Raw genomic sequence first — 25546 nt, forward strand, 5'->3', positions numbered from 1 at the left:
TGGCCGATGTGGTCTGACCGTGACGGGCAGAGGGAGCCTGATGTTCGAACAATCGATTCGTGACCACGACATCGCCATCATCGCCATGTCCGGTCGCTTTCCCGGCGCGGCAAACGTGGCGCAATTCTGGGAGAACATCAAGAATGGCGTGGAGTCATTCGCACATTTCACTGACGAAGACCTACGCGCGTCGAACGTGGACCCGCGGCTGATCGCCGACCCCGATTATGTGAAGGTGCGGCCCGTTCTCGACGACATCAGGGGATTCGACGCCGGGTTCTTCGGCTTCAGCCCCAGGGAGGCGGAGATAGCCGACCCCCAGCAACGTGTCTTCCTCGAAGTCGTGTGGGAGGCGCTGGAGCAGGCGGGGTACGGCAGGGCCGACAACCGCGACCGCGTGGGCCTGTGGGCCGGCATGAACATCAGCATGTACATGATCGACCGGTTCGCCGACCCCGAGGTGCTGGGGAGGATAGATCCCTACGAGCTGATCACCGGTAACGACAAGGACGCCCTCGCGACCATGGCCGCTTACCGCCTCAACCTCACCGGGCCGGCGGTGTCGGTGCAGACGTTCTGCTCGACCTCGGCGGCGGCCATCCACCTCGCCTGCCAGAGCCTGCGCCAGGACGAGTGCGAGCTGGCCGTGGCCGGTGGCGTCTGTGTGCGCGTACCCGACCGCGTCGGCCATCTCTATGTCCAGGGCGGGATGGCCTCACCAGACGGGCACGTCAGAACTTTCGACGAGCGGGCCCGGGGCGGCATCTTCGGTGACGGCGCCGCGGTGATCGTGCTCAAACCGCTGCGCCGCGCCCTCGCCGACCGTGACACCGTGCTCGCGGTGATCCGCGGCTCGGCCATGAACAATGACGGCGCCGCGAAGTTCAGCTACGCGGCCCCGAGCGTGGTCGGGCAGGCGGCCGCCGTGTCGGCCGCGCTCGCCGACGCCGAGGTCTCGCCGCGTGACATCTCCTACGTGGAGGCGCACGGCACGGCTACGGAGCTGGGCGACCCGATCGAGGTCGCCGCGCTGACCCGGGCGTTCCGGGAGACCGAGCAGGAGCGGTCCGGCCAGGCTCTGCTGGACCGCCAGTACTGCGCGATCGGCTCGGTCAAGACCAACATCGGGCACCTGGACAGGGCGGCGTCCGTCGCTGGTCTGATCAAGGTGGTGGAGGCGTTCAGACACGAGCTGATCCCGCAGTCGCTGAACTATGAGACGCCGAACCCGGAGATCGACTTCGTGCGCAGTCCCTTCTACGTGGCGGGCAAGGCGGTCCCGTGGCCGCGGCAATTCGGCCGGCAGCGGCTGGCGGGGCTGAACGGGCTGGGGATGGGCGGCACCAACGTGCACGTCGTCCTGCAGGAGGCACCGGAACCGCGAGAACGGCCGTCCGCGCAACGCTCCTGGAATGTCCTGCCCCTGTCGGCGAGGTCGGAGCGGGCGGCCGAGGAGTATCGCGCGCTGCTGGCCGATCATCTGACCCGCACCACCGACCAGGACCTGGCCGACATCGCCTTCACCCTGCAGGAAGGACGGGCCCTGTTCGGCCACCGCCGGGTGTGCGTCGCCAACGACGCGGCCGGTGCGGCGGCGGCGTTCGCCGGGAGCGCGGCCGGCGAGGCCACGCTCCTGGCCCGCCACGATCCGTCGCGAGGTCGCCGGGTCGCCTTCATGTTCGCCGGCGTCGGCGAGCACTATGCGGGCATGGTGGCTGGGTTGTACCGGACCGAGCCGGTGTTCCGCTGGCACCTGCGCCACGTGCTCGACCTGCTCGCCCAGCATTCCACCGTCGACGTGCTCGAAGGGCTCACCGGCGATCGCGCCGACGCGGGTCTCGATCTCGCCGCGATGCTCGGCCGCGCCGAAACGGGCGCGCCGTCTTCGCTGAGCGACACGCGAGCCGCCCAGCCCGCGATGTTCGCCGCCGAGTACGCCCTGGCCAGAACGCTGATGGACTGGGGGATCCAGCCGACCGCCGTGCTGGGATACAGCGTGGGCGAGTACGTCGCCGCCTGCCTGGCCGGTGTGCTGTCGCTCCCGGACGCCGTCAAGCTGGTCGCCCGCCGGGCCGAGCTCATCGCCGGCCTGCCCGGCGGCGGGATGCTGGCCGTCGGCCTCACCTGGGAGAAGTTGTCGGCGCGAGTGCCGGACCTGGACGAGCGGGGCATCGACCTGTCCGCGGTCAACCCGGGACAGGTCGTGGTCGCCGGACCCGTTACGGCGGTCAAGGCTCTGGCGGTGGAGCTCAGGGCCGCCCAGATCGGCTGCCGTGAGCTGGACACCACGCACGCCTTCCACTCTCGGATGCTCACCCCGGTGATGGACGAGCTGACCGCATGGGTCACCGAGAACATCACGCTCAACGCGCCGACCATGGACTACGTGTCCAACGTGACCGGTGGCATGGCGGACGAGGACCTCGTCACCGACCCCGGCTACTGGGCCCAGCACATGTGTCGGCCCGTCCTGTTCGCCGATGGGCTCGCGCAGCTGCTGCGGCGCCAGGACATTACCGTGCTGGAGATCGGTCCCGGACGGTCACTGGGCGCGATGGCCCGCGCCCACGCCGACTGCGATCGCTCGCGGTGGCCGCTGATCATCTCCACGCTTCCCTCCGCGCACGAGGACAAGAGCGACGACAGGACCGTGGCGGAGGCTCTGGGCGAGCTGTGGCTGAACGGCGTGACCATCGACTGGTACGCCTACCACCACGCCGACCAGGAGCGGGCGCCCGGACGGGTGCCCTTGCCCACCTACCCGTTCCAGCGCGAGAAGTACTGGTTCAACGCGGGACACGGCCCGCGCGCGCAGAACGAGCACGCGGACGAGCTCAGCGCCGAGGAACTGATCAGCGAGTACGAGACCCTGCCCCTGCTGCCCGAGTCCCAATGGATGAACCTGCCCGTGTGGCGCCAGCGGACGCCCCCGCTCCCGCTGGCGGACGCCGACGAGACCTGGCTGGTGTTCACCGACGACGGCGATGCCCAGCTGATCGCCGACCGCCTGTCCGGGAACGTGACCCTGGTCCGGCCGGGGCCCGCGTTCGCCGAGGGGCCCGACGGGTATCGCATCAGGCCGGGAGACTCCGACGACACCCTGGAGCTGTTCGCCGCCCTGCGCAAACAGGACCGGCTGCCCACCCGGGTGCTGCACCTGTGGACGCTCGGCGCCGACGGTGTGCGGGACACCCTGCTGCGCGGCACCCACACGCTGATCGCGCTGGCCAGGGCGGCGCTGGACGCCGGCGCCGGGGGGTGGAAGCTCGACGTCGTCACCTCGGGCGTCTATCCCGTCACCGGCGTCGAGCGGCTTCGCCCCGAGCGGGCGACCCTGTTCGGGCCGTGCACGATCATCCCGGTGGAGTGCCCCGGCGTCACGCTGCGGATGATCGACCTCGTCGAGGGTGAGCCGCCGCCGATGCTCCCGCTGATGACGGAGCTGCGCTCGGAGCCCGGCAACCAGACCATCGCCCTGCGCCACGGCCGCCGCTGGGTCCCCGACTACGAGATCGTCGAGATCCCCGAACACCACCAGGAGCGGGAGCCGGTCAGCACGATCAGGCAGGGCGGCGTCTACCTTGTCACCGGTGGCCTCGGCGGTATCGGCCTGGCCCTGGCCGAACGGCTGATCAAGGACTACCAGGCCCGGCTTGTGCTGCTGGGTCGTACCAGGGTGCCGTCAAGGGAGCAGTGGCCCGCGATCCTGGCCGACCCCCAGGCCACCGAAGAGGTACGGCGGCGCATCCAGGGCCTCACCGATCTCGCGGCGCTGGGCGGGGAGTTCACCGTGGTCGCCGGAGACGTCGCGATCCAGGAGGATGTGGACCGTGCGGTCACCGCTGCCAGGCGGGAGTACGGGGAGCTCAACGGCGTGCTGCACGCGGCGGGGGTGCCGGGCGTCGGCATGATGCAGTTCAAGACCGCGCAGGACATCGACCGCGTGCTGGCCCCCAAGGTGGCGGGGACGCTGGCGCTGACCAAGGCCCTGGCGGACATCCCCGTCGACTTCCTGGCGCTGTTCTCCTCGGTGGCCTCCGTCACCGGCGCGCTCGGCCAGGCGGACTATTCCGCGGCCAACGCCTTCCTCGACGCCTTCGCTCAGAGCGAGCCGCTGGCCAGGACCCGGGTGGTGTCGATCGGCTGGGGCGAGTGGCAGTGGAACGGCTGGGAGGCGGGTCTCGACGGTTACGAACCGGTGCTGCGTGAGTTCTACCGGCAGCACAGGGAGCGCTTCGGCATCGACTTCGATCAGGGCTGGCGCTGCCTGCTGCGGGCACTCGAACGGCCGGACCCGTACGTGGTGGTGTCGACCCAGGACTTCTCCGCGCAGGTTGCGGGCAGTCGTAACTACACGATCGAGGACGTCCAGACCGCGGCGACGCGGGGCAGGGGTGAGGCCCGGCACGCCCGGCCCGACCTGTCCACCCCGTACCTGGCGCCGCAGACCAAGACGGAGATCGTCATCGCCGAGATCTGGGGAGAAGCGCTCGGCGTGGACCAGGTCGGCGTCCACGACAGCTTCTTCGACCTGGGCGGGAACTCGCTCATCGGGGTCGGGATCATCGCGGCGATCCGGCGGGTGCTCGAACTCGACCGCCTGCCCGCCCACGTGATCTATCAGTCCCCGACGGTCGGCACACTGGCGGCCGCCGTCGCGGCGAGCGCCGCGCCGGACCCTGACGGCACCGGTGGCCGGGTCGCCGACGACCACGCCGCGCAGCGGCAGCAGCGGCTGGCCAGACGACGCGCCAGCGTACGGAAGGGAACAGACGGTGAGTGAGGTCGACTACGACGCGGCGGTCGCCGTGATAGGCATGTCGGGCCGTTTCCCCGGGGCCGGGACCGTGGACGAGCTGTGGGCCAATCTCGCGGCCGGCCGGCCGGGACTCCGCGAGCTGAGTGAGGAGGAGCTTCTCAAGGCCGGCGTCGGTCCGGCCCAGCTCGCCGACCCGTCCTACGTCCGGGTCGCCGGCGGCCTCGACGATGTCGAGCTGTTCGACGCGGGTGTCTTCGGCTTCTCCAGGATCGAGGCCGAGGCGATGGATCCGCAGCATCGGCTGTTCCTGGAGGTCTCGTGGGAGGCGCTGGAACGCGCGGGCTACTCGCCGATGGCCGTCCCCGGTCGCGGCGGCGTCTTCGCGGGCAGCGGGTATTCCCTCTACGCGCTGCAGGCGGCCGGCCGGTTGATGGCGGAGCCGGGCGGAACGCTGCTGATGGCGATCGGCACCGAACGGGACTCCCTGTCGTCGCTGCTCTCCTACAAGCTCGACCTGCGTGGTCCCAGCGTGACCGTGCAGACCTTCTGCTCGACGTCGCTGGTCTCGGTCCACCTGGCCGTGCAGAGCCTGCTGAACTACGAGTGCGAGTTCGCGCTGGCGGGAGGCAGCTTCATCCCTCTGGGGCAGGGCGTCGGCTACACCTACCAGGAGGGGGACATCCTCGCCCCCGACGGCGTGGTGCGCGCGTTCGACGCCGACGCCCGCGGCAGCGTCGTGGGCAGCGGGGTGGCCGTGGTCGTGCTGAAACGCTTCTCCGACGCGCTGGCCGACAACGACCACATCGAAGCGGTGATCCTCGGCTCGGCCGTCAACAACGACGGCCGGGCCTGCGCCGGATACACCGCGCCCGGCGTGGACGGTCAGGCGGAGGTGATGCGGCAGGCTGTCTCGTTCGCCGGGGTTCGTCCGGAGACGATCAGCTATATCGAGTGTCACGGAACAGGCACGATGCTCGGAGACTCCATCGAGCTCGCGGCCATGGCCAGGGCGTTCCCTGCCGCGCGGGAGCGGCCGATCGTGCTCGGCTCGGTCAAACCCAGCATCGGCCACCTGGACCGCGCCTCGGGCACCAGCAGCCTCATCCGGGCCATGATGGCGATGAACCGGGCGATACTCCCGGCCACCCCCAACTACACCAGCCCCAACCCGGCCCTGGCCAGCGTCCGCGACCGGTTCACGGTGCTCACCGAAGACCAGCCGTGGCCCGCGTCGGCCCATCCTCGCCGTGCCGGTGTCAGCTCCTTCGGGCTCGGCGGCACCAACGCGCATGTGGTGATCGAGGAGCCGCCCGCGCGCCCGGAGTCGCCGCGGCGCTCCGGTCCGCAGCTCCTCCTCCTGTCGGCCCGGGACGAGACGGCGCTCGACATGGCCACGCGCGATCTGGCCGATCACCTCGCCGCGCACCCCGGCCTCCGTCTCGACGACGTCGCGTTCACGCTGCAGCAATCGCGTGCGCATTTCCCGGTACGGCGCGCCGTGGTGTGCGCCGACGTCGCCGAGGCGGTGTCCGCGCTGCCCGATCCCGCGCGCCGGCTGGCGGGGGAGACCCGCAGCCGCGATCCGCTCATCGACGTCGACCTGCCCGAGCCCTCCTCCGTACCCGAGGAATGGTGGCAGGAGCTGCGGCTGGCGGCGGGAGAGATCACCGGAGAGCTGATCGAGCCGGTCGACACGGAGTCCGTGCCGGTCGAGGCGGTGGTGGCCTTTCTGACCGCGTTGACGCGGCTGGGCGGCCGGCTCGGGCGGGTGAGCGGCGGCGAGGGTGCCGCCCGGCTCGTCACGCGGGTGACCGAGCGGCTCAAGGCGCCGGAGCAGGAGGAGGGACAGGTTCGGCTGAGCATCGCGCCGGCGACAGGAGAGAGCGCGGCGCGCTGGCAGCTGGCCACCCTCGCCCGGCTGTGGCTCGCGGGCTCCTCCGTGGACTGGGCCGCGTTGCACCCCGGGGGCGGCCGGCGCGTCCCACTTCCCACCTACCCCTTCCAGCGGCGCCGCTACTGGATCGAGGCCGCGCCCCCCGCGCCCGCGGCCGTCGACGGTCGCGTGGACGACCTGTCTCGCTGGACGTACGTTCCGGGGTGGCGGCAAGCGCCCGCGGCGATCGCGGACCGCGACGCCGACCTGCGGGCCGCCGGTCCGTGGCTGGTCCTCGCCGGGCAGCGGTTCGGCGCGGACCTCGTCGAACGGCTCCGCCGGGCGGGCGCTGACGTGGTGGCCGCGCGACCGGGGTCAGGTTTCGGCGGTGACGCCAGAACAGGGTTCACCGTCCGCCCCGACGATCCAGGCGACCTGGACCTGCTGCTGCGCGGCATGGGCCGGCCGCCGAGGACGGTCGTCCATGCCGCCGGCCGCTCCGACGAGGTCGAGACGGGGATGACGGCGGGGTTCCACTCGGTGCTCACGCTGGCCGGGGCTCTGGCCACCCATGTGCCGACCGAGCCGGTGAGCCTGCTGACCGTGACCCGGCAGGCGGTGGGCATCGCCGGGTCGGTGCCACGGAACCCGGAACAGGCCGCCGTGGGCGGCCTCCTGCCCGTACTGGCACAGGAGAATCCGGGCTGGCAATGCAGGCACGTCGACGTCGATGACAATGTGCTCGCCTCGTCGGTGCTGGCGGAGGCGGTGATCGAGCATGAGGGCCCGGTCGCGCTGCGCGGGACGGGGCGGTGGGTGCGGGAGTACGAACACCTGCCGTTGCCCGCGACGACCGACGGGCCGCTCGCGCCCGGCTCCGTGGTTCTGATCACCGGAGGTCTCGGGCACGTGGGGCTGATCCTGGCCCGCCACCTGGCGGCGCGACGCGGCTGCCGGGTCGTCCTCACCGCGCGGACCGCGCTCCCCGAACCGGAACGCTGGCGTGAGCAGCTTGCTGCGGCCGATCCCGGCTCACGGTCGGCCAGGACTCTCGCCACGCTGGTCGAGTTGGTCGAGGGCGGTGCCGAGGTGGTGGTGGAGTCCGCTGACACCGCCGAGGAGCGGCAGATGCGCGCGGTGGTGGAGCGAACTTTGTCGCGCTTCGGGCGCATCGATCTGGTCGTCCATGCGGCGGGCAGCACCGACCCGGCGGGTTTCGGCCCTGCCACCATGCTGACCCGGGCCGCCTGCGACGCCCACTTCATCACGAAGGTCGAGGGTTTCCGCACGCTGCGGAACGTCCTTGACGGGTGCGGCGACGTCCGCGGCATCACCCTGTCCTCGCTGTCGGCCGTTCTGGGCGGCTTGGCGCTGGGCGCGTACGGGGCGGCCAATGCCGCCCTCGACACGCGGGTGCTCGCGGAACGCGGATCGACGAGGGCTCGGTGGATCACGGTCGACTGGGACACTTGGGGGCTGGAGGCCGGGCAGCGGCAGTCCGTCGGTCACACGGGCGCCTTCGACATGAGGGCGGAGGAAGCCGTCGAGATCTTCGAGCGGGCGGTGGCCGCCATCGACGAGGTCGACCACCTGGTCATCTCGACCGGTTCCCTGGACGCCCGCTACGAGCAGTGGGTCGTGGGGTCGACGAAGGACGAGGCGCCCGAGGAGGAGGAGATCCGAGACCCCCGTCCCGAGCTGTCGACCCCCTACGTGGAGCCGGCTGAGGGGATGGAGCGGAGGCTGGCCGACATCTGGGCGGGCATCCTGCGCCTGGACTCGATCGGCGCCGAGGACGACTTCTACCAGCTCGGCGGGAACTCGGTGCTGGCGATCTCACTGATCGCCCGGGTCCGCAAGGAGCTGGGGATCGCGGTTCCCGTGACGGCGATGCTCGGCTACCCGACCGTACGCGGACTCGCCGGGCAGCTCAGCGGCCTGGTCGAATGACGGGACCGCGGCACTGAGTCACTACAGGTCGTGATGCGCGGCCCCGACCCGGACACCGGCCTGGAACCGGCTCACGGCGTCGAGGTCGCGCAGCACTGTGGCGATGTGCCGCCGGCAGGTGCGTACGGAGACCCCGAGCCGCCGGGCGACCGCCTCGTCGGTCAGCCCCTGGGCGAGCAGCTGGATGATCGTCCGATGCAGGTGATCGGCGACTTCGTGGTAGCCGATCGACTTGGCCAGGTAGGGATGGGCAGAGCTCCAGGTCGTCTCGACCAGGTCCAGCAGGAGACGGACCGCCGAGGCGTTGCGGATCACCACGGCGATCGGCTTCGCCCCGGCGGCGTCATGCAGCAGAAACGCCACGTCGGCGTCGAACACCATCAGATGCCTGGACAACTGGCTCGCCGTGCGTACCTGGGCCCCGCCCTCGATGAGGGTGTCCAGCTCCGACCGGGCCCGGATGTCGGTGCGCGCCGCGTGCTGCAGGAGCAGACGCACGCGGACGCCACGGTCGAGCATCGCCCGCCCACCCGGCGGGAGATGCTCGACCGTCGTCTGGTTCGGCCGGAAGGAGACGAACTCCTTCTCGCAGCGTTTACCCGCGATGTAGAGGTGGCCGGCGAGCTCGTCGCGGTCGTGCAGTTCCTCCAGGGCGGGGTGATCGGACCTGCTGCGCTGGTGCTCGGCGTAATGCCCTCTGAACATGTCGAGCTGGTCGTGGATCTGGCTGATGGCCAGCCGCCGCCGGTGCACCTCCTCGTCGATTGGGGAGACCAGCGTCGCCGTCGCCACTTCGGGATCGACGGGAACCAGCTTGTCGTGCCCGTGGCCGGGTCCGGACCGGAGGCGGAGCAGGTGCAGCCGCTTCAGCTCGGCGACGGCCGCCGTGACGGCCGTCGCCGGTAACCCCAGCTCTCCGGAGACCAGGTCATCGTCGGTCGACAGCTCGCCCCAGCGCAGCGCGTGCGCGTACAGGGTCGTCAGGACGGACTCGGATCCCGGCGCCGCCATGGTGCTGTCCTCCATCAACGGTCGGCCAGGGCCTCGTCGACCTGGATGGCGAGCTCCCTGACCGTCGGATATTCGAGGATCACGATCCCTGACAGGTTGATGCCGAAGCGCTCGCGGATCCGGACCGCCAGTTGCACCGAGACCAGCGAGTTGCCGCCGAGGTCGAAGAAGTCCTCGTCCAGCCCGAGCCGGCTGAGGCCGAAGGCGTCCTGCCAGAGCTCGATCAGCTGCTCTTCCGTCTTGGTCGCCGTCCCGGGCGAGACCAGCGGGGTACGCGGGTCGCGGACCGCAGTCCCCGCCAGCTGGCCGCCGGCCGCCTCCGCGATGCCGGCGGCGATCCGCGCGATGCGCCGGGCGCGGTCCGTCGGGCGCTCCCGGGTGACCACGTACTGCGGTTCGGCGGGACCGCTGAGGACACGCCACATGAGGTCGACGCCCTGGCCCGGCGTGATCAGCGTTTCCAGTATCTGGTCGGATCCGCCGCCCGCCGAGCCGCCGGTGGTGATGGCGCCGCCCGCGGCCGGCCGGTCCTGCCGCGCGGCCGCGGTGTCGAGGTAGCGGACGGAGAAGCCGGAGATGGTGACCAGCTCGGCGCCACTCTCGTCCAGGATCGTGATGTCGTACGAGGCCACGTCCCGTTCGGTGCCCCTGACCCCCACCTCGCGGACGTGGCTGAACACCCGCGGCGGCAGCGGCGCGTGCACGGTCAGCCGGTCGTAGGCCAGCGGCAGGAAGGTACGGCCCGCGGCCGCCAGTTCCGGCAGGAACAGACCGAGCGAGGTCGCGCCGTCGAGCAACGACGGATGCACGCAGAAGGCACCGACGTCCGCCGTCAGCTCCTCCGGGAGGGTGAGCGAGACCAGGTGTTCCCCGTGTCCGCTCCGCACCGAGTCCACCACCCGCCAGTGCGGGCCGAACACGACCGGGGACAAGGGCGAGTCGAGATCCGGGTCCCAGGTCACCAGGTCGCAGCGGGCCGAGATGGCCGCCACGTCGTGCCGGTCCGGGCCGGCTTCGGTGCCCGCCGAGGCGTAGGCGAGCGCGTGCTGCTCCCATGGCGCGTCACCCTGGTCGCAGGGCCGCGAGGACACGGTGAACTCGAAAACCTTCGAGGAGTTGCGCCGCCCGGTGACGCGCAGCTCACGGGGGCCGTCGATGGCCAGCGGGCGGGTGAAGAACAGGTCGCGGATCTCGACGGGACCGTCCTGAACGGCCTCGCGGTAAGCGGCGCAGACGATCTCCGCGTACGCGGTGCCGGGGAAGACGGGCCGGCCGGCCATCTGGTGGTCGGTCAGCACCCAGTGGAAGTCTCCGTCTATCCGGGCGGAGAACACGATGTCGTCGCCGGTCCCGAGCACCCGCCGGCCGAGCAGCGGATGTCCCGCCGTGGAATAGCCGATGCCCCGCTCCAGATCGCGGAAGCCGCTGGGGGCGCTCGCCAGAGTCTTCTCGAGCATGCCCACCTCGGTCCAGCCGCACCAGTTGACGGAGACCGTCTGGCGGCGGCCGGCGGCACGAGCCTGGGCGAAGGCGTCCATGAACGCGTTGGCCGAGCAGTAGTCCACCATGCCGTAGTCACCGGTGACCGCGACGATCGAGGAGAACATCACGAAGAGGTCGACCTCCTGGCCGAGCAGCCGATCGAGCACCAGGGTGCCGTCCACCTTCGGCGTGAGGACCGCGTCGGCGTTCTCCCTTGAGCGCATCGCCGCCAGGCCGCCACCGGCCACCCCCGCCGCGTGGAAGACCCCGTCGATCCGGCCGAATCGCTCCCGTGCCGCCAGCAGCACCTCGCGCATGGCCGCCTCGTCCGCGACGTCGGCGGCGGTGACGAGGACCTCCCCGCCCAGCTCCTCCACCTGCCGCACGCCGAGGATCCGGGCGCTCAGCTGGTCGTCGTCGTCGGCGGACAGCCGCTCGTCCCACTGGTCGCGTGGTGGCATCGGCGTGCGGTTCACCAGCACGAGCCGGGCGGCCACCGTACGGGCCAGCTCCTTGGCGACCTCCAGGGCGATGCCGCCGGTGCCGCCGGTGATCAGGTAGACGCCGCGGCGGCGCAACACCCAGGGAAGCTCGGTTCTGGAAGGGAGGGAGACCTGGTCGTACTCCTGCACCCAGCGCCGCCCGGCCCGGTAGGCGACCGTGTCGTCCTCAATGGGCGTGGCCAGCTCGGCCAGCAGGTGCTCCGCGCTGCTCGCCGACACATCGATCAGCTGGCAGGACAGAGTCGATGACTCGGTCGGCACGACGCGGCACGGCCCGATCAGCAGGGCCTTGACCGGCTCGATGGGGTCCGCGCCGGAGACGTTGCAGCATTCGCTGGTCAGCACCCTGATCCCGACCCGGTGATCGGGCCAGGCCTCCTCAAGGGACTGGGTGAGGAAGAGCAGGCTGTAGAACCCGGCGTCCTTGACCGCGTCGACATCGGACTGGCCGGGCACCGCCGTCCACCCGTGCAGGACGCTAGTAGGCCGCCATGCCGCCGCGTCCAGCGCCGCCAGCAGCGCCCGGTAGTCGGCTCGGCCGGCGGGGCTCACCTCGTAGCGCCCGTCACCGAGGTCGGCGAAGCCGTCGCCGAGCCCGACCCGGACGACCGAGGCGCCCCGCGCGGCGAGCTGGTCGGCCAGGGACTCCACCAGCTCATCGCCGGTGGTGAAGACCAGCCAGGAGCCAGTGGTCTCGGCCGCCGCGCCTCGCCGGCGGGGACGCCATACAGGGACGAATGTCGCGTCCTCGATGGCCAGTGCCTGAGACTCCTCCTCCAGCGCCGCATCCTCGTGCAGGTCGTCCGGCTCCACCCAGAATCTCTGCCGTTCGAAGGGATAGGCGGGCAGCGGAACGCGCCGCCGCCCGCGCGGATCCTGGACGATGCTCCAGTCGATTTCCGCGCCGTGCGTCCAGAGGGTTCCGGCCGCCACGGCGAGCCACCGCAGATCGGATTCAGCCGACCCGGCGCGGCTCAGGGACGGCACGACCGTGGCCGCCTTGCCCAGCGTCTGCCGGGCGAGCGTGGTGAGCGTCTGCGCCGGCCCCACCTCGAGCAGGATCGCCCCGGATTCGCCGATGACCTGGCAGGCCTGCGCGAAGCGTACGGTGCCGCGCAACTGGTCGGCCCAGTAGCCGGGATCGGTGGCCTGCTCCGGGGTGATCCACGTGCCGGTGAGGGTGGACACGAACGCCCGGGTCGGCTTCTTGGGACCGATCCTGGCCACGGCCGCACGCAGGGGCTCCATGGCGGGGTCCATCATCGCCGAGTGGAAGGCGTGCGAGGTGCGCAGGCGCCGGCTCGTCACCCCGCGCGCGTCGAGCCAGCCGAGGAGCAGCTCCACCTCATCGGCCGGACCGGCCACCACGCTGGTCGAGGGGCTGTTCACCGCGGCCAGGCTCAAGCTGTCGGTGAGCAGCGGGGCGAGATCGGCTTCGCGCATGGGGACCGCGAGCATGTCGCCGGGTGGCATCGACTGGACGAGCGCGCCGCGGATCGCCACCAGTTCGAGGGCCTCCGGGAGGGTGAACACCTCGGCCAGGCACGCGGCGACGTATTCGCCGATGCTGTGGCCCACCATCGCCGTCGGCCGCAGTCCCCTGGCCAGCCAGAGGGTGGCCAGGGCGTACTCGATGACGAACAGCGCGGGCTGGGCCAGGCGGGTGGCCCGCAGGCTCTCCGCCATCCGCTCGTGATCGCCCTCACCGCGCGCGCTGAAGATGACGTCGCGAATGTCGCAGCCGAGGTGTGGTCGCAGGAGCGTCGCGCAGTGGTCGACGGTCGCGGCGAAGAGCGGTTCGGTGGCGTACAGCTCGGCGGCCATGTCCACGTGCTGCGTGCCCTGACCGGGGAACATGAGGGCCACCGGCGTAGGGGCGCCGGTGCGGACGGCTCCGGCCGGCCCGGTGGCCGCCAGCTCGGCGGCGGCCTCCGCGCCGTCCCTGGCGACCACGAAGCTCCGGTGTTCGAGTGCCGGCCGGCCCACGGTGAGTGTGTGGGAGACGTCCTCGACCGGCAGCTCGGGGTGGGTCCGCAGGTGCTCGGCGAGCTCCGCCCGCATGGTGGCCAGGGAGGTCTCGGTCTTGGCCGAAAGGGGCAGGACCCGCCAGGGCCGGCTGGACGGGCCCGGCGGGACCTCGGGCGCTTCCTCGATGATGACGTGCGCATTGGTACCGCCGATTCCGAAGGAGCTGACGCCCGCCCGTCTGGGCGTTTCGCCCTCGGCCCACGGGGAGAGCTCCCGGTTGACGTAGAAGGGCGTCTCCTCGAAAGGGATCTTCGGGTTGGGGGTGGTGAAGTTCAGCGACGCGGGGATCAGGGTGTTCCTCATGGCGAGCACGGCCTTGATCAGGCCGGCGACACCCGCGGCCGGTCCGAGATGGCCGACATTGGTCTTGATCGACCCGATGGGGCACACCTGGCGGCCGGTCGCGCCCGCCGCCCGGTAGGCGGCGGAGAGAGCGGAGACCTCGATGGGATCGCCCACCGCGGTGGCGGTCCCGTGCGCCTCGACGTAGCCGATGCTGTCCGGGTGCACCCCCGCCACCTCGAGCGCCTCGGAGATGACGGCCTGCTGACCGTCCTGCGCGGGGGCGGTGAAGGTGGGCCTGGCCCCGTCGTTGTTCACCGCCGAGCCGATGATGACGGCCAGGATGTGGTCGCCGTCCTTGACCGCGTCCTCGTACCGCTTGAGCACGACGGCGCCCGCGCCGTGGCCGAAGTTGGTGCCGCTGGCGGCCGCGTCGAACGCCCGGACGTGGCCGTCCCGCGTGTAGATGCTGTTCTCGGCCCAGCGCTGTCCGCGGTAGTAGGGGAGCATCACGTTCACGCCGCCGGCTATGGCCATGGCGCACTCGCCGGTGGCCAGGGCTCGATAGGCGAGGTGGATGGCGACCAGCGACGTCGAGCAGGCCGTGGCGATCGACACGGCGGGGCCGGTGAGGCCGAGCGCGTAGGCGACGCGAGCCGCGAGGTAGTCCTGGTTGTTGTTGATCTCGACCGCCATGTCGCCGACGGCGCGGCGGACCTTGGCGTTGGAGTAGATGTTCTCGTAGTTGTAGCGGTTGGGCCCGCTTCCGCCGTACACGCCGATGCTGCCCTGGTAGCGGGCGGGATCGTAGCCGGCCTGCTGCAGGGCGGTGTGGCAGACCTCGAGGAAGATCCGTTGCTGCGGGTCGACGACCTCGGCCTCACGGGTGCTGTAGCCGAAGTACTTGGCGTCGAAATACTCCATGTCCGCGAGCATCGGCCGCAGCCGGACGTAGTTCGGGTCGTTCATCTGGGCCCGCGGTGCGCCGTTCGCCCGCAACTGCTCGTCGGTGAGTTCGGTGAGGGACTCCACACCGCCGACCAGATTGCCCCAGAGCTGCTCGACGTCGGCGGCGCCGGGAAAGCGGCCGGCCATGCCGATGATTGCGATTCGATTTCCCGCCGCCTGGTCCACGCTCACCGCAGAGGTCCTTCCCATCGGTCGCGCAATGCTTATGGGGTCAGGAAGATACTGAACAGCCGCAGGCGATGGACACGTCCGATTTAGCTGACGCAATTCCCGTCGAGAGAAGTGGCCCTGTTAAAAGCGACGCCCCCGGTCCCATAAATATGACATTGGCCGATCCCACCCCCATGGCTACCGTTGGCCGCGTTATCTCAAACGATGTGCGGAGGGCTGATGGCGGACCAACTGCGCGACGACCACATCGCGATCGTCGGAATGGCCTGTCGATTTCCCGGCGCCACCACCCCCGACGAGTATTGGCGGAACCTGGCCGGCGGAGTGGAGGCCATCAGCCGCCTCAGCGAGGCGGAACTCGCCGCGGCCGGCGTCGAACCCCGAGCCTTCAAACACCCCCATTATGTGAATGCCGCCGCGCTGATCGACGACATGGAGGGGTTCGACGCCCGCTTCTTCGGCTACACGCCACGTGAGGCCGAGGTGCGCGACCCGCAGGGCCGGTTGTTCCTGGAGAGCTGCTACGCCGCCGTCGAGGACAGCGGATATGACGTGAGCGCGATCGGCGGGCTCGTCGGCGTGTTCGGCGGCATGGCCAACAACTTCTACGGCGAGCGGAACGTCGCCCGCAACGCGGAGATCAAGGCCGCCGTCGGCGGTATGACCATCGAGGTCAGCAACAGCCCCGATTACCTGGCCACGACCGTCTCCTACCGGCTGGGCTTCCGTGGCCCGAGCATCAACGTGCAGACCGCCTGTTCCACCGCGCTCGTCGCCGTGCACCTCGCCGGCCAGGCACTACGCTCCGGCGAATGCGACTACGCGCTGGCCGGGGCGGTCGAGGTCGAGCTGCCCTACCGCGAGGGATACACCTGGGTCGAGGGCGGAATCTACTCGCGGACCGGCCATATCCGGCCCTTCGACACCGACGCCTGCGGGACGCTGTTCGGCACCGGTGTCGGTGTCGTGGCACTCAAACGGCTCGATGACGCGCGCGCCGCGGGTGATCACATCTACGCGGTGATCAGGGGATCGGCGGTCAACAACGACGGCGGCGACCGGGTGGGCTTCACCGCGCCGGGAGTCGAGGGTCAGGCGCAACTCATCGTCGAGGCGCTCGCGGTGGCGGAGGTCACCCCGCAGAGCATCGGCTTCGTCGAGGCCCATGCGACGGGCACGCTGGTCGGCGATCCGATCGAGGTCGCCGGGCTGACCCGCGCCTACCGCGCGGCCGGGGACACCCGGGTGGGCGAGTGCCCTATCGGCTCGGTCAAGGCCAATATCGGGCACCTCGGTCCGGCGGCCGGAGTCGCGGGGCTCATCAAGGCCGTACTGGCGCTGCACCACCGGGAGATCCCGCCGAACATCAACTTCTCGGTCCCGAACCCCAGCCTCGACCTGGACACCAGTCCCTTCTACGTGCCCACCGAGATCGTCCCCTGGCCCGAGGGGAGCACGCCGCGCCGTGCGGGGGTCAGCTCCTTCGGCATCGGCGGTACCAACGCGCACGTCATCGTCGAAGAGGCGCCCCCATCGGATCCGCTGCCCCCGCCACCGCGCCGGCACCATGTCCTGCCCCTCTCAGGGAAGACCGCGACCGCGGCGGAGAGCGCCGGCCGCCGGCTCGGCGCGGCCCTCGCCGAGAGCGAACCGGCCGAGCTGCCCGAGCTGGCCGATGTCGCCTACACCCTGCAGGTGGGTCGGACGGCGCTGCCGTACCGGCGGGCCGTTGTCGCGTCGAGCATCGGGGAGGCCGTCGCGGCCTTGAGCGCGACCGACCCCAGACGGCAGATCACCTCGCCCGGCGCCCTCAGACGCACCCGGCCGGCGATGATGTTCCCCGGTCAGGGCACCCAGCACGTGAACATGGGCCGCGATCTGTATCTGACCGAGCCGGTGTTCCGCGAGGCGCTGGACGAGTGCGCGGAGCTCCTGCGGGACCACCTCGACGGTCTCGACCTGCGAGACCTGCTGTACACGGACGCCACTGAGGCGGGGGACCTGCTGGGCCAGACCCGCTACAGTCAGCCGGCGCTGTTCTGCGTCGAGTACGCGCAGGCCCGGCTGCTGATGTCGGCAGGCCTGTCGCCGGCCGCGATGATCGGGCACTCGATCGGCGAGTATGTCGCGGCGCATCTCGCCGGGGTCTTCAGCCTGCCCGACGTGCTGGCCGTGGTCGCCGCGCGCGGCCGGTTGATGTACGCGATGGCCCCCGGCGCGATGCTCGCGGTGGCCGGATCGGAGCCGCACGTCGCGGGCCTGATGCCCGGCGGGGTCGAGATCGCGGCAGTCAACGGGCCGCTGTCCACCGTGGTGGCCGGTCCGCCGGAGCGCCTGGACGAGGCCGCCGAGGTGTTCGCGGCGAACGGTCTGGCCTCCACCCGCCTGCACACCTCGCACGCCTTCCACTCGGTGCTGATGGAGCCGTGCCTGGCCGACTTCACCGCCGCCGTGGCCGCCGTCGCCCTGGCCGCGCCGGCGATCCCGTTCGTGTCCAACGTCAGCGGCACGTGGATCACTGACGAGCAGGCCACGGACCCGGCGTACTGGGCGGCGCATCTGCGGGCGCCGGTCCGCTTCGCCGACTGCGTCGCGACGTTGACGGCCGACGAGGACGTCGTGCTCGCCGAGGTCGGTCCCGGCGACACGCTGTCGAAGCTGGCCCGGCAGTGCGTGGGGCACCGCGTCGTGCCGATCGTGACGACGATGGGACATCCGCGGCGAACCGCCGAGGAGGGCGCGATCCTGGCGGAGGCGCTCGGCTCGCTGTGGGTCAACGGTGTCGACCTCGACTGGACCGCCTGGTCCGGACACCGCGCCCGCGTGCCGCTGCCGACCTATCCGTTCGAACGCCGGCGGTATTGGGTGGAGCCCGATCCGCCCGCCTCGACGGCCGACGACGCCCCCATCGAGATGGAAGGGCCGCTCCCGGCGGAGAAGTGCGCCTATGTCCCGCACTGGAGAGAGGACCCGCTGCCGGTCCCGGCGCCGCCCGTTTCCGGTGGGCACTGGCTCGTGCTCGGCGCCGGCCATCTCGTCGTGGACGCGCTCGTACGGGAGCTCGAACCCCGCACGAGAGTCACCCTGGTGAGACCCGGCCCGGACTTCGCCGCCCTGGGAGACGACCGGTTCACCATGCGTCCCGGCAGCGCCGACGACCTCGGCCGGCTTATGGACGCCCTGGCGGACGAGCCGCCGACCGACATCGTGCATGCCTGGGCGCTCACCGATCCGGCGCCGGACGCGCTCGCCGCCGACGTGGTGGAGCGGACCCTCGACGACGCCTTCTACAGCCTCCTCCACCTCGGACAGTTCCTCGCCGGGGAGGCCAGGGAGGAGGGCATCCGCGTGCACGTCGTGTCGAGCAACCTGCAAGAGGTGGCCGGCACCGAGCGGCTGGAGCCGGTCAAGGCGGCGCTGCTCGGCCCGGTCCTGCTGATGCCCCGCGAGATACCCCGCGCCCAGGTGCGCGCCATCGACCTGGCCATGCCCACCAGCCTGGCTCCCGACACGGTCGCCCGGCAGCTCGTCGCCGAGTTCGCCAGCCCCTCCGAACACCGCCAGATCGCCTGGCGCGGCCGTAAACGCTGGTGCCTGGCCTTCCGGAGCATCGACCTCGACGAGGTGGACCAGCCCGATCCGGCCGTCCGCCCCGGCGGCACCTACCTGATTACCGGCGGCCTGGGCGGCATCGGGCTCGCCGTCGCGGAGGATCTGGCCAAGGCCGCACCCGTGACCCTCGTGCTGATGGGCCGCTCCGCGCTGCCGCCCCGTGCCGACTGGGACGCTCTGGTCACGGCGGACGACACGGCCGAGCCCGTACGGCACAAGCTGTCCCGCCTGCTCGCGATCGAGGAGCGGGGCTCGACAGTGGTGCCGGTGCGCTGCGACGTGGCCGACGAGCAGGCTCTCGCGGCGGTCCTCGCCGACGTCCGGAGCCGATGCGGGCGGATCGACGGCGTCTATCACTCAGCGGGAGTCGCCGGCGGCGGCATGATGGCGGTCCGTACGGACCAGGACGCGGCCGGTGTGCTCGCGCCGAAGGTGGCAGGCACCATCGCCCTGCACCGCCTGCTCGGCGCCGAGATCGAGTTCATGATCCTCTTCTCGTCCATCACCGCTGTCGGGGCCACCTTCGGTCAGGTCGACTACTGCGCGGCCAACAACGTGGAGGACGCTTTCGCCCGCTGGGCGGTCCAGCGGGACCTGCCCGTCTACTCGGTCGGCTGGGACAGATGGAGCGAGTTCGGCATGGCCACCGACACCGACCACGCCGCCCCCGCGGCGTTCAGGGCGTTGCAGACCGGTGTCCGGTTCGAAGCGGCCAGGCACCCCCTGCTCGACCGGCAGACCGTCGGCGGCGACGACATCGTCTTCGCCACCGTGTGGGAGCCGGGCAAGCACTGGGTCACCAGCGAGCACCGGGTCGGCGGTCAGGAGGTGCTGGTGGGCGCGGCCTTGCTGGAGATGATCGACGGCGCCTACGCCGAGGCGGTCACCGGGCCGGCCGCGATCACCGATGTCATCTTCCTCAGCCCGATCGGCGTGAGCCGGCCGACCGAAGTGCGGATCACCCTGCGGCCCGACGGCGACGGCCACGCCGTGACGGTGTCGGCCGCGGCGGTCGGTCCCGAGCCGCGCGCGTGGACCGAGCGCATGCACGGCCGGATCGTGCCCCTCGACGACCAGAAGGTGCCCACCTACGACCTCGCGGCCATCGCCGATCGGTGCTCCGCCTTCCAGGTCGGGGAGCACGAACTCGCCGCGCCCGGCCGGCTGATCCAGTTGGGGGCGCGCTGGACGGGCAACGTCAAGAGCATCACCGTCGGCAACCGCGAGGAGCTCTCGCGCATCGAGCTCGGCGAGGAGTTCTGGCCCGAGTGCGGCCAGTTCCGGATCCATCCCGCGCTTCTCGACACGGCCATCGGCAACGCCAAGTACGACGCGCTGCGGGTCGCCCGGGGCGACACTCATCTCCCGCTGGGATATGACCGCATCATCGTGCACGAACCCCTTCCACCGGTGTTCTGGGCCCATATCCGGCATCTGTCCGAGGACGGCGCCGAGATCGACGCCTTTGACATCACGCTGCTGCACGACGACGGCCGGGCGATCGCCGAGATATTCGGTTACACCGAACGCCTGGTCGACCCGGCCCGCGTACGCGCCCAATTCAGCGGCGAGGACGACGCGCCGGTCAGCCATGACGGCGGCTACGCCGAATCCATGTCCGCGGCCGGCATCACCGCGGAGCTCGGTCTGGAGGTGCTGCGCCGCATCCAGCGCTGGCGCCCGGCCCCGCACCTGGTCATCTGCCCGGAGGGCCTGCACAGGAGCCTGCGCAGAACCGAGTCGCTCACCCTCGACGTACTGGAGGAGCAGCTCGGCGACGCCCGGCTGTCGAAAGGGCCGCCCACGCAGGAACGCCTGATCGACACCCCGTATGTGGCACCGCAGACCGAGCTGCAACGGGTCCTGGCCGGCTACTGGGCGGGAACGCTCGGGATGAGCCAGATCGGTCTCGACGACGACTTCTTCGACCTGGGAGGGAATTCGCTGGTCGCCGTGCAGCTGTCGACCCGCATCCGCGACGGGCTGTCGATCACGCTGCCGATCGCCAGTCTCTTCGCCTATCCGACCGTGTCCGGGCTCGCCGAGCACATTCTCGAGCAGAAGGCCGCGGAGGCGCGGTCGTGACCCGGCCCGCGGCGATCGAAGATCCACTCGCGCCCTGGGTGCGGTTCGCCAAGCGCGCGGACACCGCGAACCTGATCCTGCTGTGCTTCCATCACGCCGGCGGTGGGGCGTCCACCTACCGGCAGTGGCCCGGACCGCTGGGAAAGGCCGGGATAGATGTCTGGCCGGTTCAGCTGCCCGGCAGGGAGAGCCGATTCCTGGAGCCGCTGGAGAGCGATCTGGCGGCGCTGACCGCCACGCTCGCCGACGTCGTCGGTGCCGAGCTCGCCGGGCGTCCATACGCTGTCTACGGTCACAGCGCCGGCGCCTACGTCGCCTGCGCGTTCGCGCTGCGGATGATCGCGTCGAGGTCGCACGCACCGGCCCACGTGTTCGTCGGGGCGTCCCGGCCACCGAGCCGTCCGGATCCGGACTCGCCGATCCATCTCCTGCCGCGCGAGCGCCTGCTGCACAAGCTCAGGTCGTACGGTGGCCTGCCTGAGGAGCTGTCCGCCTTTCCCGAGATGATCGAGATGGCGCTCGACATCACGCGCGGTGACCTGCGCCTGATCGAGACGGCGAGCTGGCCGGCGGAGCCATGGCTGGCCTGCCCGGTCACCGCGGTGGGCGGCGTCGACGACGGCACCGTCCCGCCGGCGGTGTTACCCCGCTGGCGGGACATCACCACCGGCCCTTTCGCCCACCGGCCGCTGCCTGGAGGGCACTTCCTGACTCCACGGTCGGAGGAACTGCTGATCGAGGTGATCCGCGATGCCCTGGGCTGACTACACCAGCCCGCCCACCGGGGTCAGCGCGCCGAGCCGAACATCGAGCGTCGCTCCCGCGGTGGAGCTGGTGGGCCTGACCAAAATCTATCCCGGCCGCAAGAGCGCCGATGGGGACCCCGTGGCGGCCGTCGACGGGGTTCACCTGCGGGTGCCGCCCGGGAAGGTGTTCGGGCTGCTCGGCCGTAACGGCGCCGGTAAGTCCACCATCATCCGCATGATCGCTACGTTGATGACGCCGACCGCGGGCCGGATCAGCGTATGCGGCCACGACACCCGGGATCGGCAGCGGGAAGTGCGCAAACTGCTCGGCGTGGCGCTGGGCGGGGAGCGAAGCGTCTACTGGAAGCTCACCGCGCGCCAGAACCTGGAGTATTTCGCCGCCCTGCACGGCCGCTCGCGACGCCGGTCCCGAGCCCGTATCCAGCAGGTGCTCGAGGAACTGAACCTGAGCGACCGGGCCGACGATCACGTGGAGCAGTACTCCACCGGTATGCGGCAGCGCCTGGTGATCGCCCGGGCGCTGCTCAACCGGCCGGCGGTGATCCTGCTCGACGAGCCGACCAGCGGTCTCGACGTGCACGCCGCGGAGAACCTCCACGAGCACGTACGCGAGCTGCGGCGCGCTGGCCAGACCATCATCCTGACCACGCACGACATGGCCGAGGCCGACGCGCTCTCCGATCGGGTGGCAATCATCGAGAGCGGCCGCCTGGTCGCCGAGGGCACCCCTGCCGAGCTGAAGCAGTCGATCGGCGCGGCCCAGGTCATCCACGCCCGGCTGCGCCACCCCGGCGACGACGTGTTGCGGGCGTTCGTGGCCGAGCTGTCCAGGGTCGCGCGGATCACGATCGATCGCGACGGTGAAGCCGTGGTGCTCACCCTGCTGAGCCAGTACCCCGACGACCTGGTCCCCTGGATCATCGCGGCGTCCAGCCGGTACCGGACCGCGGTCCTGAGAATCGAAAGCGAGCCGGTGAGTCTCAAGAACGTCTTTCTCGCGGTGACCGGATCGGCCTCGGACGATGACCCGGCTCGGCGCTGAGTCGGCCGCCTTCCGTGCGGCCGTACGCAAGGAGTGGCAGGTGATGGCTCGCTACAAGAGCAACCTCGTCACCCTGGCCGGCGCGGCGGTCGTCGTGCCGGCCGGTTACTACGCGCAGGCCGTCGGCTACTCCGGTGCCAGCAGGCAGGCGCTGGACGTATTCGCGAGCCGCTCGGGGACCACTCAGATAGCCGGGTTCATCTACCTCGGATGGGCGATCTACCTGTGGATCTCCCAGATGATGTGGGGACCGGGCAGCGCGCTGCGGACCGAGCGCATGCAGGGCTCGCTCGAGATGGTCTATCTGAGCCCGGTCTCGCGCTTCACGATCCTTTTTGGGCCGGCCACCGCACAGCTGATTCCGGCCGGCCTGCTCTTCACCGTCGTGGGCCTGATGCTGCGGTTCGCCTTCGGCGTTCCGATCGGCCCGCAGCAGCTCCTGGCAGGTCTGGTGGTCGTGCTCGCCTCCATTCCGGCGCTGTTCGCCCTCGGTGCCCTCATGTCGGTCATCACCCTGCGCTTCCGGGACGCCGAGGGCGTCGTCGAGGCCGTACGTGGCGCGCTCGGACTGGTGTGCGGCGTCACCTACCCGATCGCGGTGCTCCCTGACTGGATCCAGCCGATCAGCCGGGCCCTGCCGCCGACGCAGATCCTTGAGGTGCTCCGTGACCAGGTGCTGCGACCGGCCTGGGCCGCCGGTACCGGAACCCGGCTGGTCTACCTGCTGGGTGTCGGAGTCGCCATGAGCGTGCTGGCCACGATCTCCCTGAGCTGGGCGCTGCGCAGCGCCCACCGGACCGGACGATTGGGGCAGTATTGATGCTGGTTGTCGCGGCGATCGTGCGGCGAGAGTTCCAGGTGCAGCGCCGCTATCCGCTGAGCATGATCAACCTGGTACTGCTCACGCCCTTGTACGAGATGGCGCTGCCGGCGCTGCTGCTCGGCTCGGCCTTCCTGGTCAACGGTTCGGCGGTGGGTCTGGCCACGATGGCCGGCACCGACGACCTGGCCGGCTGGCTCGGCCTCGGCCTGCTGGCCGCCTCGCTCCTGGTGGGTGCCGTCTGGGGGGTTTCCGGCACCCTGAAGTCCGACCGCGACACCGGTGTCCTGGAGCACTCCTTCGCCACCCCCGTCCCGCGCGAGTCCTTCGTCGTCGGGGCGGTGCTGACCGGCACGCTGTTCACGCTGGTCGCCAGTGGTGTGCTGCTCGCCTTCGCGATCGGCTTCCTGGGCGCCTCATACCGGCTTACGGGTGTGCTGCTCAGCGTTCCCGTGGTCCTCGTCATGCTGCTGGGCAACTGCGGTTTCGGTTACCTGACGGGGGCCGCCACCTTGAGGCTGCGCCGGCCCGACTCGCTCGTCGACCCCCTCACGACACTCGCCTCGGTGTTCTCCGGGATCACCTTTCCGCTGACGGTCCTGCCACCGCTGATCCGGCCGCTCACGTATGTGCTGCCGACGACGTGGGGTCTGGACATCATCCGGCATCTGTCGCTGGGCACCACGCCGCTCCTGCCGCTGCCGTACGAGGTGGTGGGCCTGGCCGTCACGTCGACGGCGTTCCTGCTGGTGGGCCGGTGGGCGTTCGTACGCGCCGAGCGGCAGGTCACGACCGCCGGAACCCTCACCCAGTTCTGAAAGCCACTCGTTTTGAATGCCACGACATGACAGAAAGGATGAGCCGCGTGAGCGAGCCATCTGAAGGGGCGACGCTCCCGAACAGCGACGCGCAGCGGACCCGGATGTCGGGCGAGGGTTCCTGTCTGACCGCGGCCATCGAGATCAGCGGACCCGCCGACGAGGATCTGCTGCGCGCGCGGCTCGCCCGGCTCGTCGCGCGCAGGCCCGCCCTGCGCAGCGTGTTCGGCTCCGCCACCGGTCACCGGGTGCTGGACGGCGGGACGTCGGCCTTCACCCGCCATCGGGTCGACGGTGCCGGCCGGGAGGCTCGATGGGCGCTCGCGTACGAGCTGGCCCGCCAGGAGGCGACCCGGCCGTTCGCGGCAGGCGCGTCGCCCCTGGTCCGCGCCGCCCTCTTCACGGCCGAGGCCGACCGGCACCTGCTCGTGGTGAGCGCCGACCAGCTGGTGTGTGATGCCTGGTCGGCCAACCTGCTGGTGGAGGACCTCCTCACGGCCGACCTCGACCAGGCACCCGACGCCTACCCGGACGTCTGGCGCAGGCGCCAGGAGTGGCTGGACGGCCCCGACGGGCTGGCGGCGGTCGGACGGCGACGGCAGGCCGTGACGGGCGCCCATCGAGTATGGCCGGTCTCGGGTCGCCCCGACGACGGCGATCCGGACGAACTCGTCGAGCGGCTGCTCGAGATCGACGACGAGACGACCCTTGAGCTTCGCCGGCGGGTACGGCAGGCGAAGGGCTCGCTGCTGGCCGTCGGCGCCGCCGCCCTCGCACTCGGCGCGGTCGGGCATGTCACGCAATCGCTGGCGTTGACCACGATGTTCGCGGCCCGCGAGACCGAGGCGGAGGCGAACGTCGTGGGCTGGCTGTCCAACGACGCCCTGCTCGTGCTGCCACCTCAGCGGGGGACGGTTCTCGACTACCTGACGGCGATCCGTGGCGAGATCTTCGCCGCGCTGCGCGACCAGCGCGTGCCCGGCGAGCGCCTGGCATCCGCCCTGCACCCTCAGCCAGGCGAGGCGGGACTCTCGTTCGCCTTGCTGTACCTTCCCGCGCAGCTGAGCGGTGGCGGTCAGGTCGCGATGAAGCTGGGCGCGGCCGAGGCGGCCCGCGCCGCGGTGTCGATCTGCCCGACCGGCGCGGATGTGGATCTGTTCATGGTGGAGGATCCGCCGCCCCGGGCGGACGGCGTCCGGCCGCTGCTGCGGCTCGGCGCGACAAGCACCCGCGGGCGGGCGGGAACCCTGGAGACTGAGCGGCTGCTCAGCCGGTGGGGCGACGCTCTCTCCGTGCTGGCGGGCCACGACTGGTCCACGACGCCGATGCGGGAGATCGCCTCGGCCTTGGCTTCCGTGCCGGGCGGGCGTTGAT

At 71.0% G+C, this 25546-nt stretch carries 10 protein-coding genes; 8 read left to right on the plus strand and 2 right to left on the minus strand.

Annotated features, from left to right (window positions below):
- The first annotated feature begins 40 nt into the window (after positions 1-40).
- Both LDL49_RS42400 and LDL49_RS42405 read left to right on the plus strand, forming a co-directional pair.
- Positions 41-4783, plus strand: a complete 4743-nt coding sequence (locus LDL49_RS42400; RefSeq protein ID WP_225300463.1) for a type I polyketide synthase — start codon at positions 41-43, stop codon at positions 4781-4783.
- Entirely contained in the window at positions 4776-8582 is a 3807-nt protein-coding gene (locus LDL49_RS42405; RefSeq protein ID WP_225300465.1) for an SDR family NAD(P)-dependent oxidoreductase, read from the plus strand. The genes LDL49_RS42400 and LDL49_RS42405 overlap by 8 nt, the downstream gene beginning before the upstream one ends.
- A gap of 21 nt (positions 8583-8603) precedes the next feature.
- On the opposite strand, the gene LDL49_RS42410 is transcribed toward LDL49_RS42405, so the two are convergent.
- Both LDL49_RS42410 and LDL49_RS42415 read right to left on the minus strand, forming a co-directional pair.
- Complete coding sequence (locus LDL49_RS42410; RefSeq protein WP_225300467.1) at positions 8604-9593, minus strand: helix-turn-helix transcriptional regulator; 990 nt, start codon at positions 9591-9593, stop codon at positions 8604-8606.
- 14 nt (positions 9594-9607) lie between these two features.
- Positions 9608-15028, minus strand: coding sequence for a type I polyketide synthase (locus LDL49_RS42415; protein WP_225300468.1), 5421 nt, complete (start codon positions 15026-15028; stop codon positions 9608-9610).
- A 219-nt stretch (positions 15029-15247) separates the two neighbouring features.
- On the opposite strand from LDL49_RS42415, the gene LDL49_RS42420 reads away from it, so the two are divergent.
- Genes LDL49_RS42420 through LDL49_RS42445 form a run of 6 tightly spaced genes read left to right on the plus strand, consistent with a single transcriptional unit; the run spans position 15248 to position 25545 of the window.
- On the plus strand, positions 15248-20725 hold the full coding sequence (locus LDL49_RS42420) for a type I polyketide synthase (RefSeq protein WP_225300470.1): 5478 nt from the start codon (positions 15248-15250) through the stop codon (positions 20723-20725).
- The gene (locus LDL49_RS42425) at positions 20722-21489 is read left to right on the plus strand and encodes a thioesterase II family protein (protein ID WP_225300472.1); all 768 of its coding nucleotides are present in this window, start codon (positions 20722-20724) and stop codon (positions 21487-21489) included. Before LDL49_RS42420 ends, LDL49_RS42425 begins: the two co-directional genes overlap by 4 nt.
- Positions 21476-22534, plus strand: coding sequence for an ABC transporter ATP-binding protein (locus LDL49_RS42430; RefSeq protein WP_225300474.1), 1059 nt, complete (start codon positions 21476-21478; stop codon positions 22532-22534). Before LDL49_RS42425 ends, LDL49_RS42430 begins: the two co-directional genes overlap by 14 nt.
- Entirely contained in the window at positions 22515-23354 is an 840-nt protein-coding gene (locus LDL49_RS42435) for an ABC transporter permease (protein ID WP_225300476.1), read from the plus strand. The genes LDL49_RS42430 and LDL49_RS42435 overlap by 20 nt, the downstream gene beginning before the upstream one ends.
- Positions 23354-24172: an ABC transporter permease gene (locus LDL49_RS42440; protein WP_225300478.1), complete on the plus strand. Its 819-nt coding sequence runs from the start codon at positions 23354-23356 to the stop codon at positions 24170-24172. Before LDL49_RS42435 ends, LDL49_RS42440 begins: the two co-directional genes overlap by 1 nt.
- Before the next feature lie 47 nt (positions 24173-24219).
- A complete protein-coding gene (locus tag LDL49_RS42445; RefSeq protein ID WP_225300480.1) occupies positions 24220-25545 on the plus strand; it encodes a condensation domain-containing protein in 1326 nt (441 codons plus the stop codon).
- Position 25546 lies beyond the last annotated feature (1 nt).

It is taken from the genome of Nonomuraea aurantiaca, from assembly GCF_020215705.1.
Lineage (GTDB): Bacteria > Actinomycetota > Actinomycetes > Streptosporangiales > Streptosporangiaceae > Nonomuraea > Nonomuraea aurantiaca.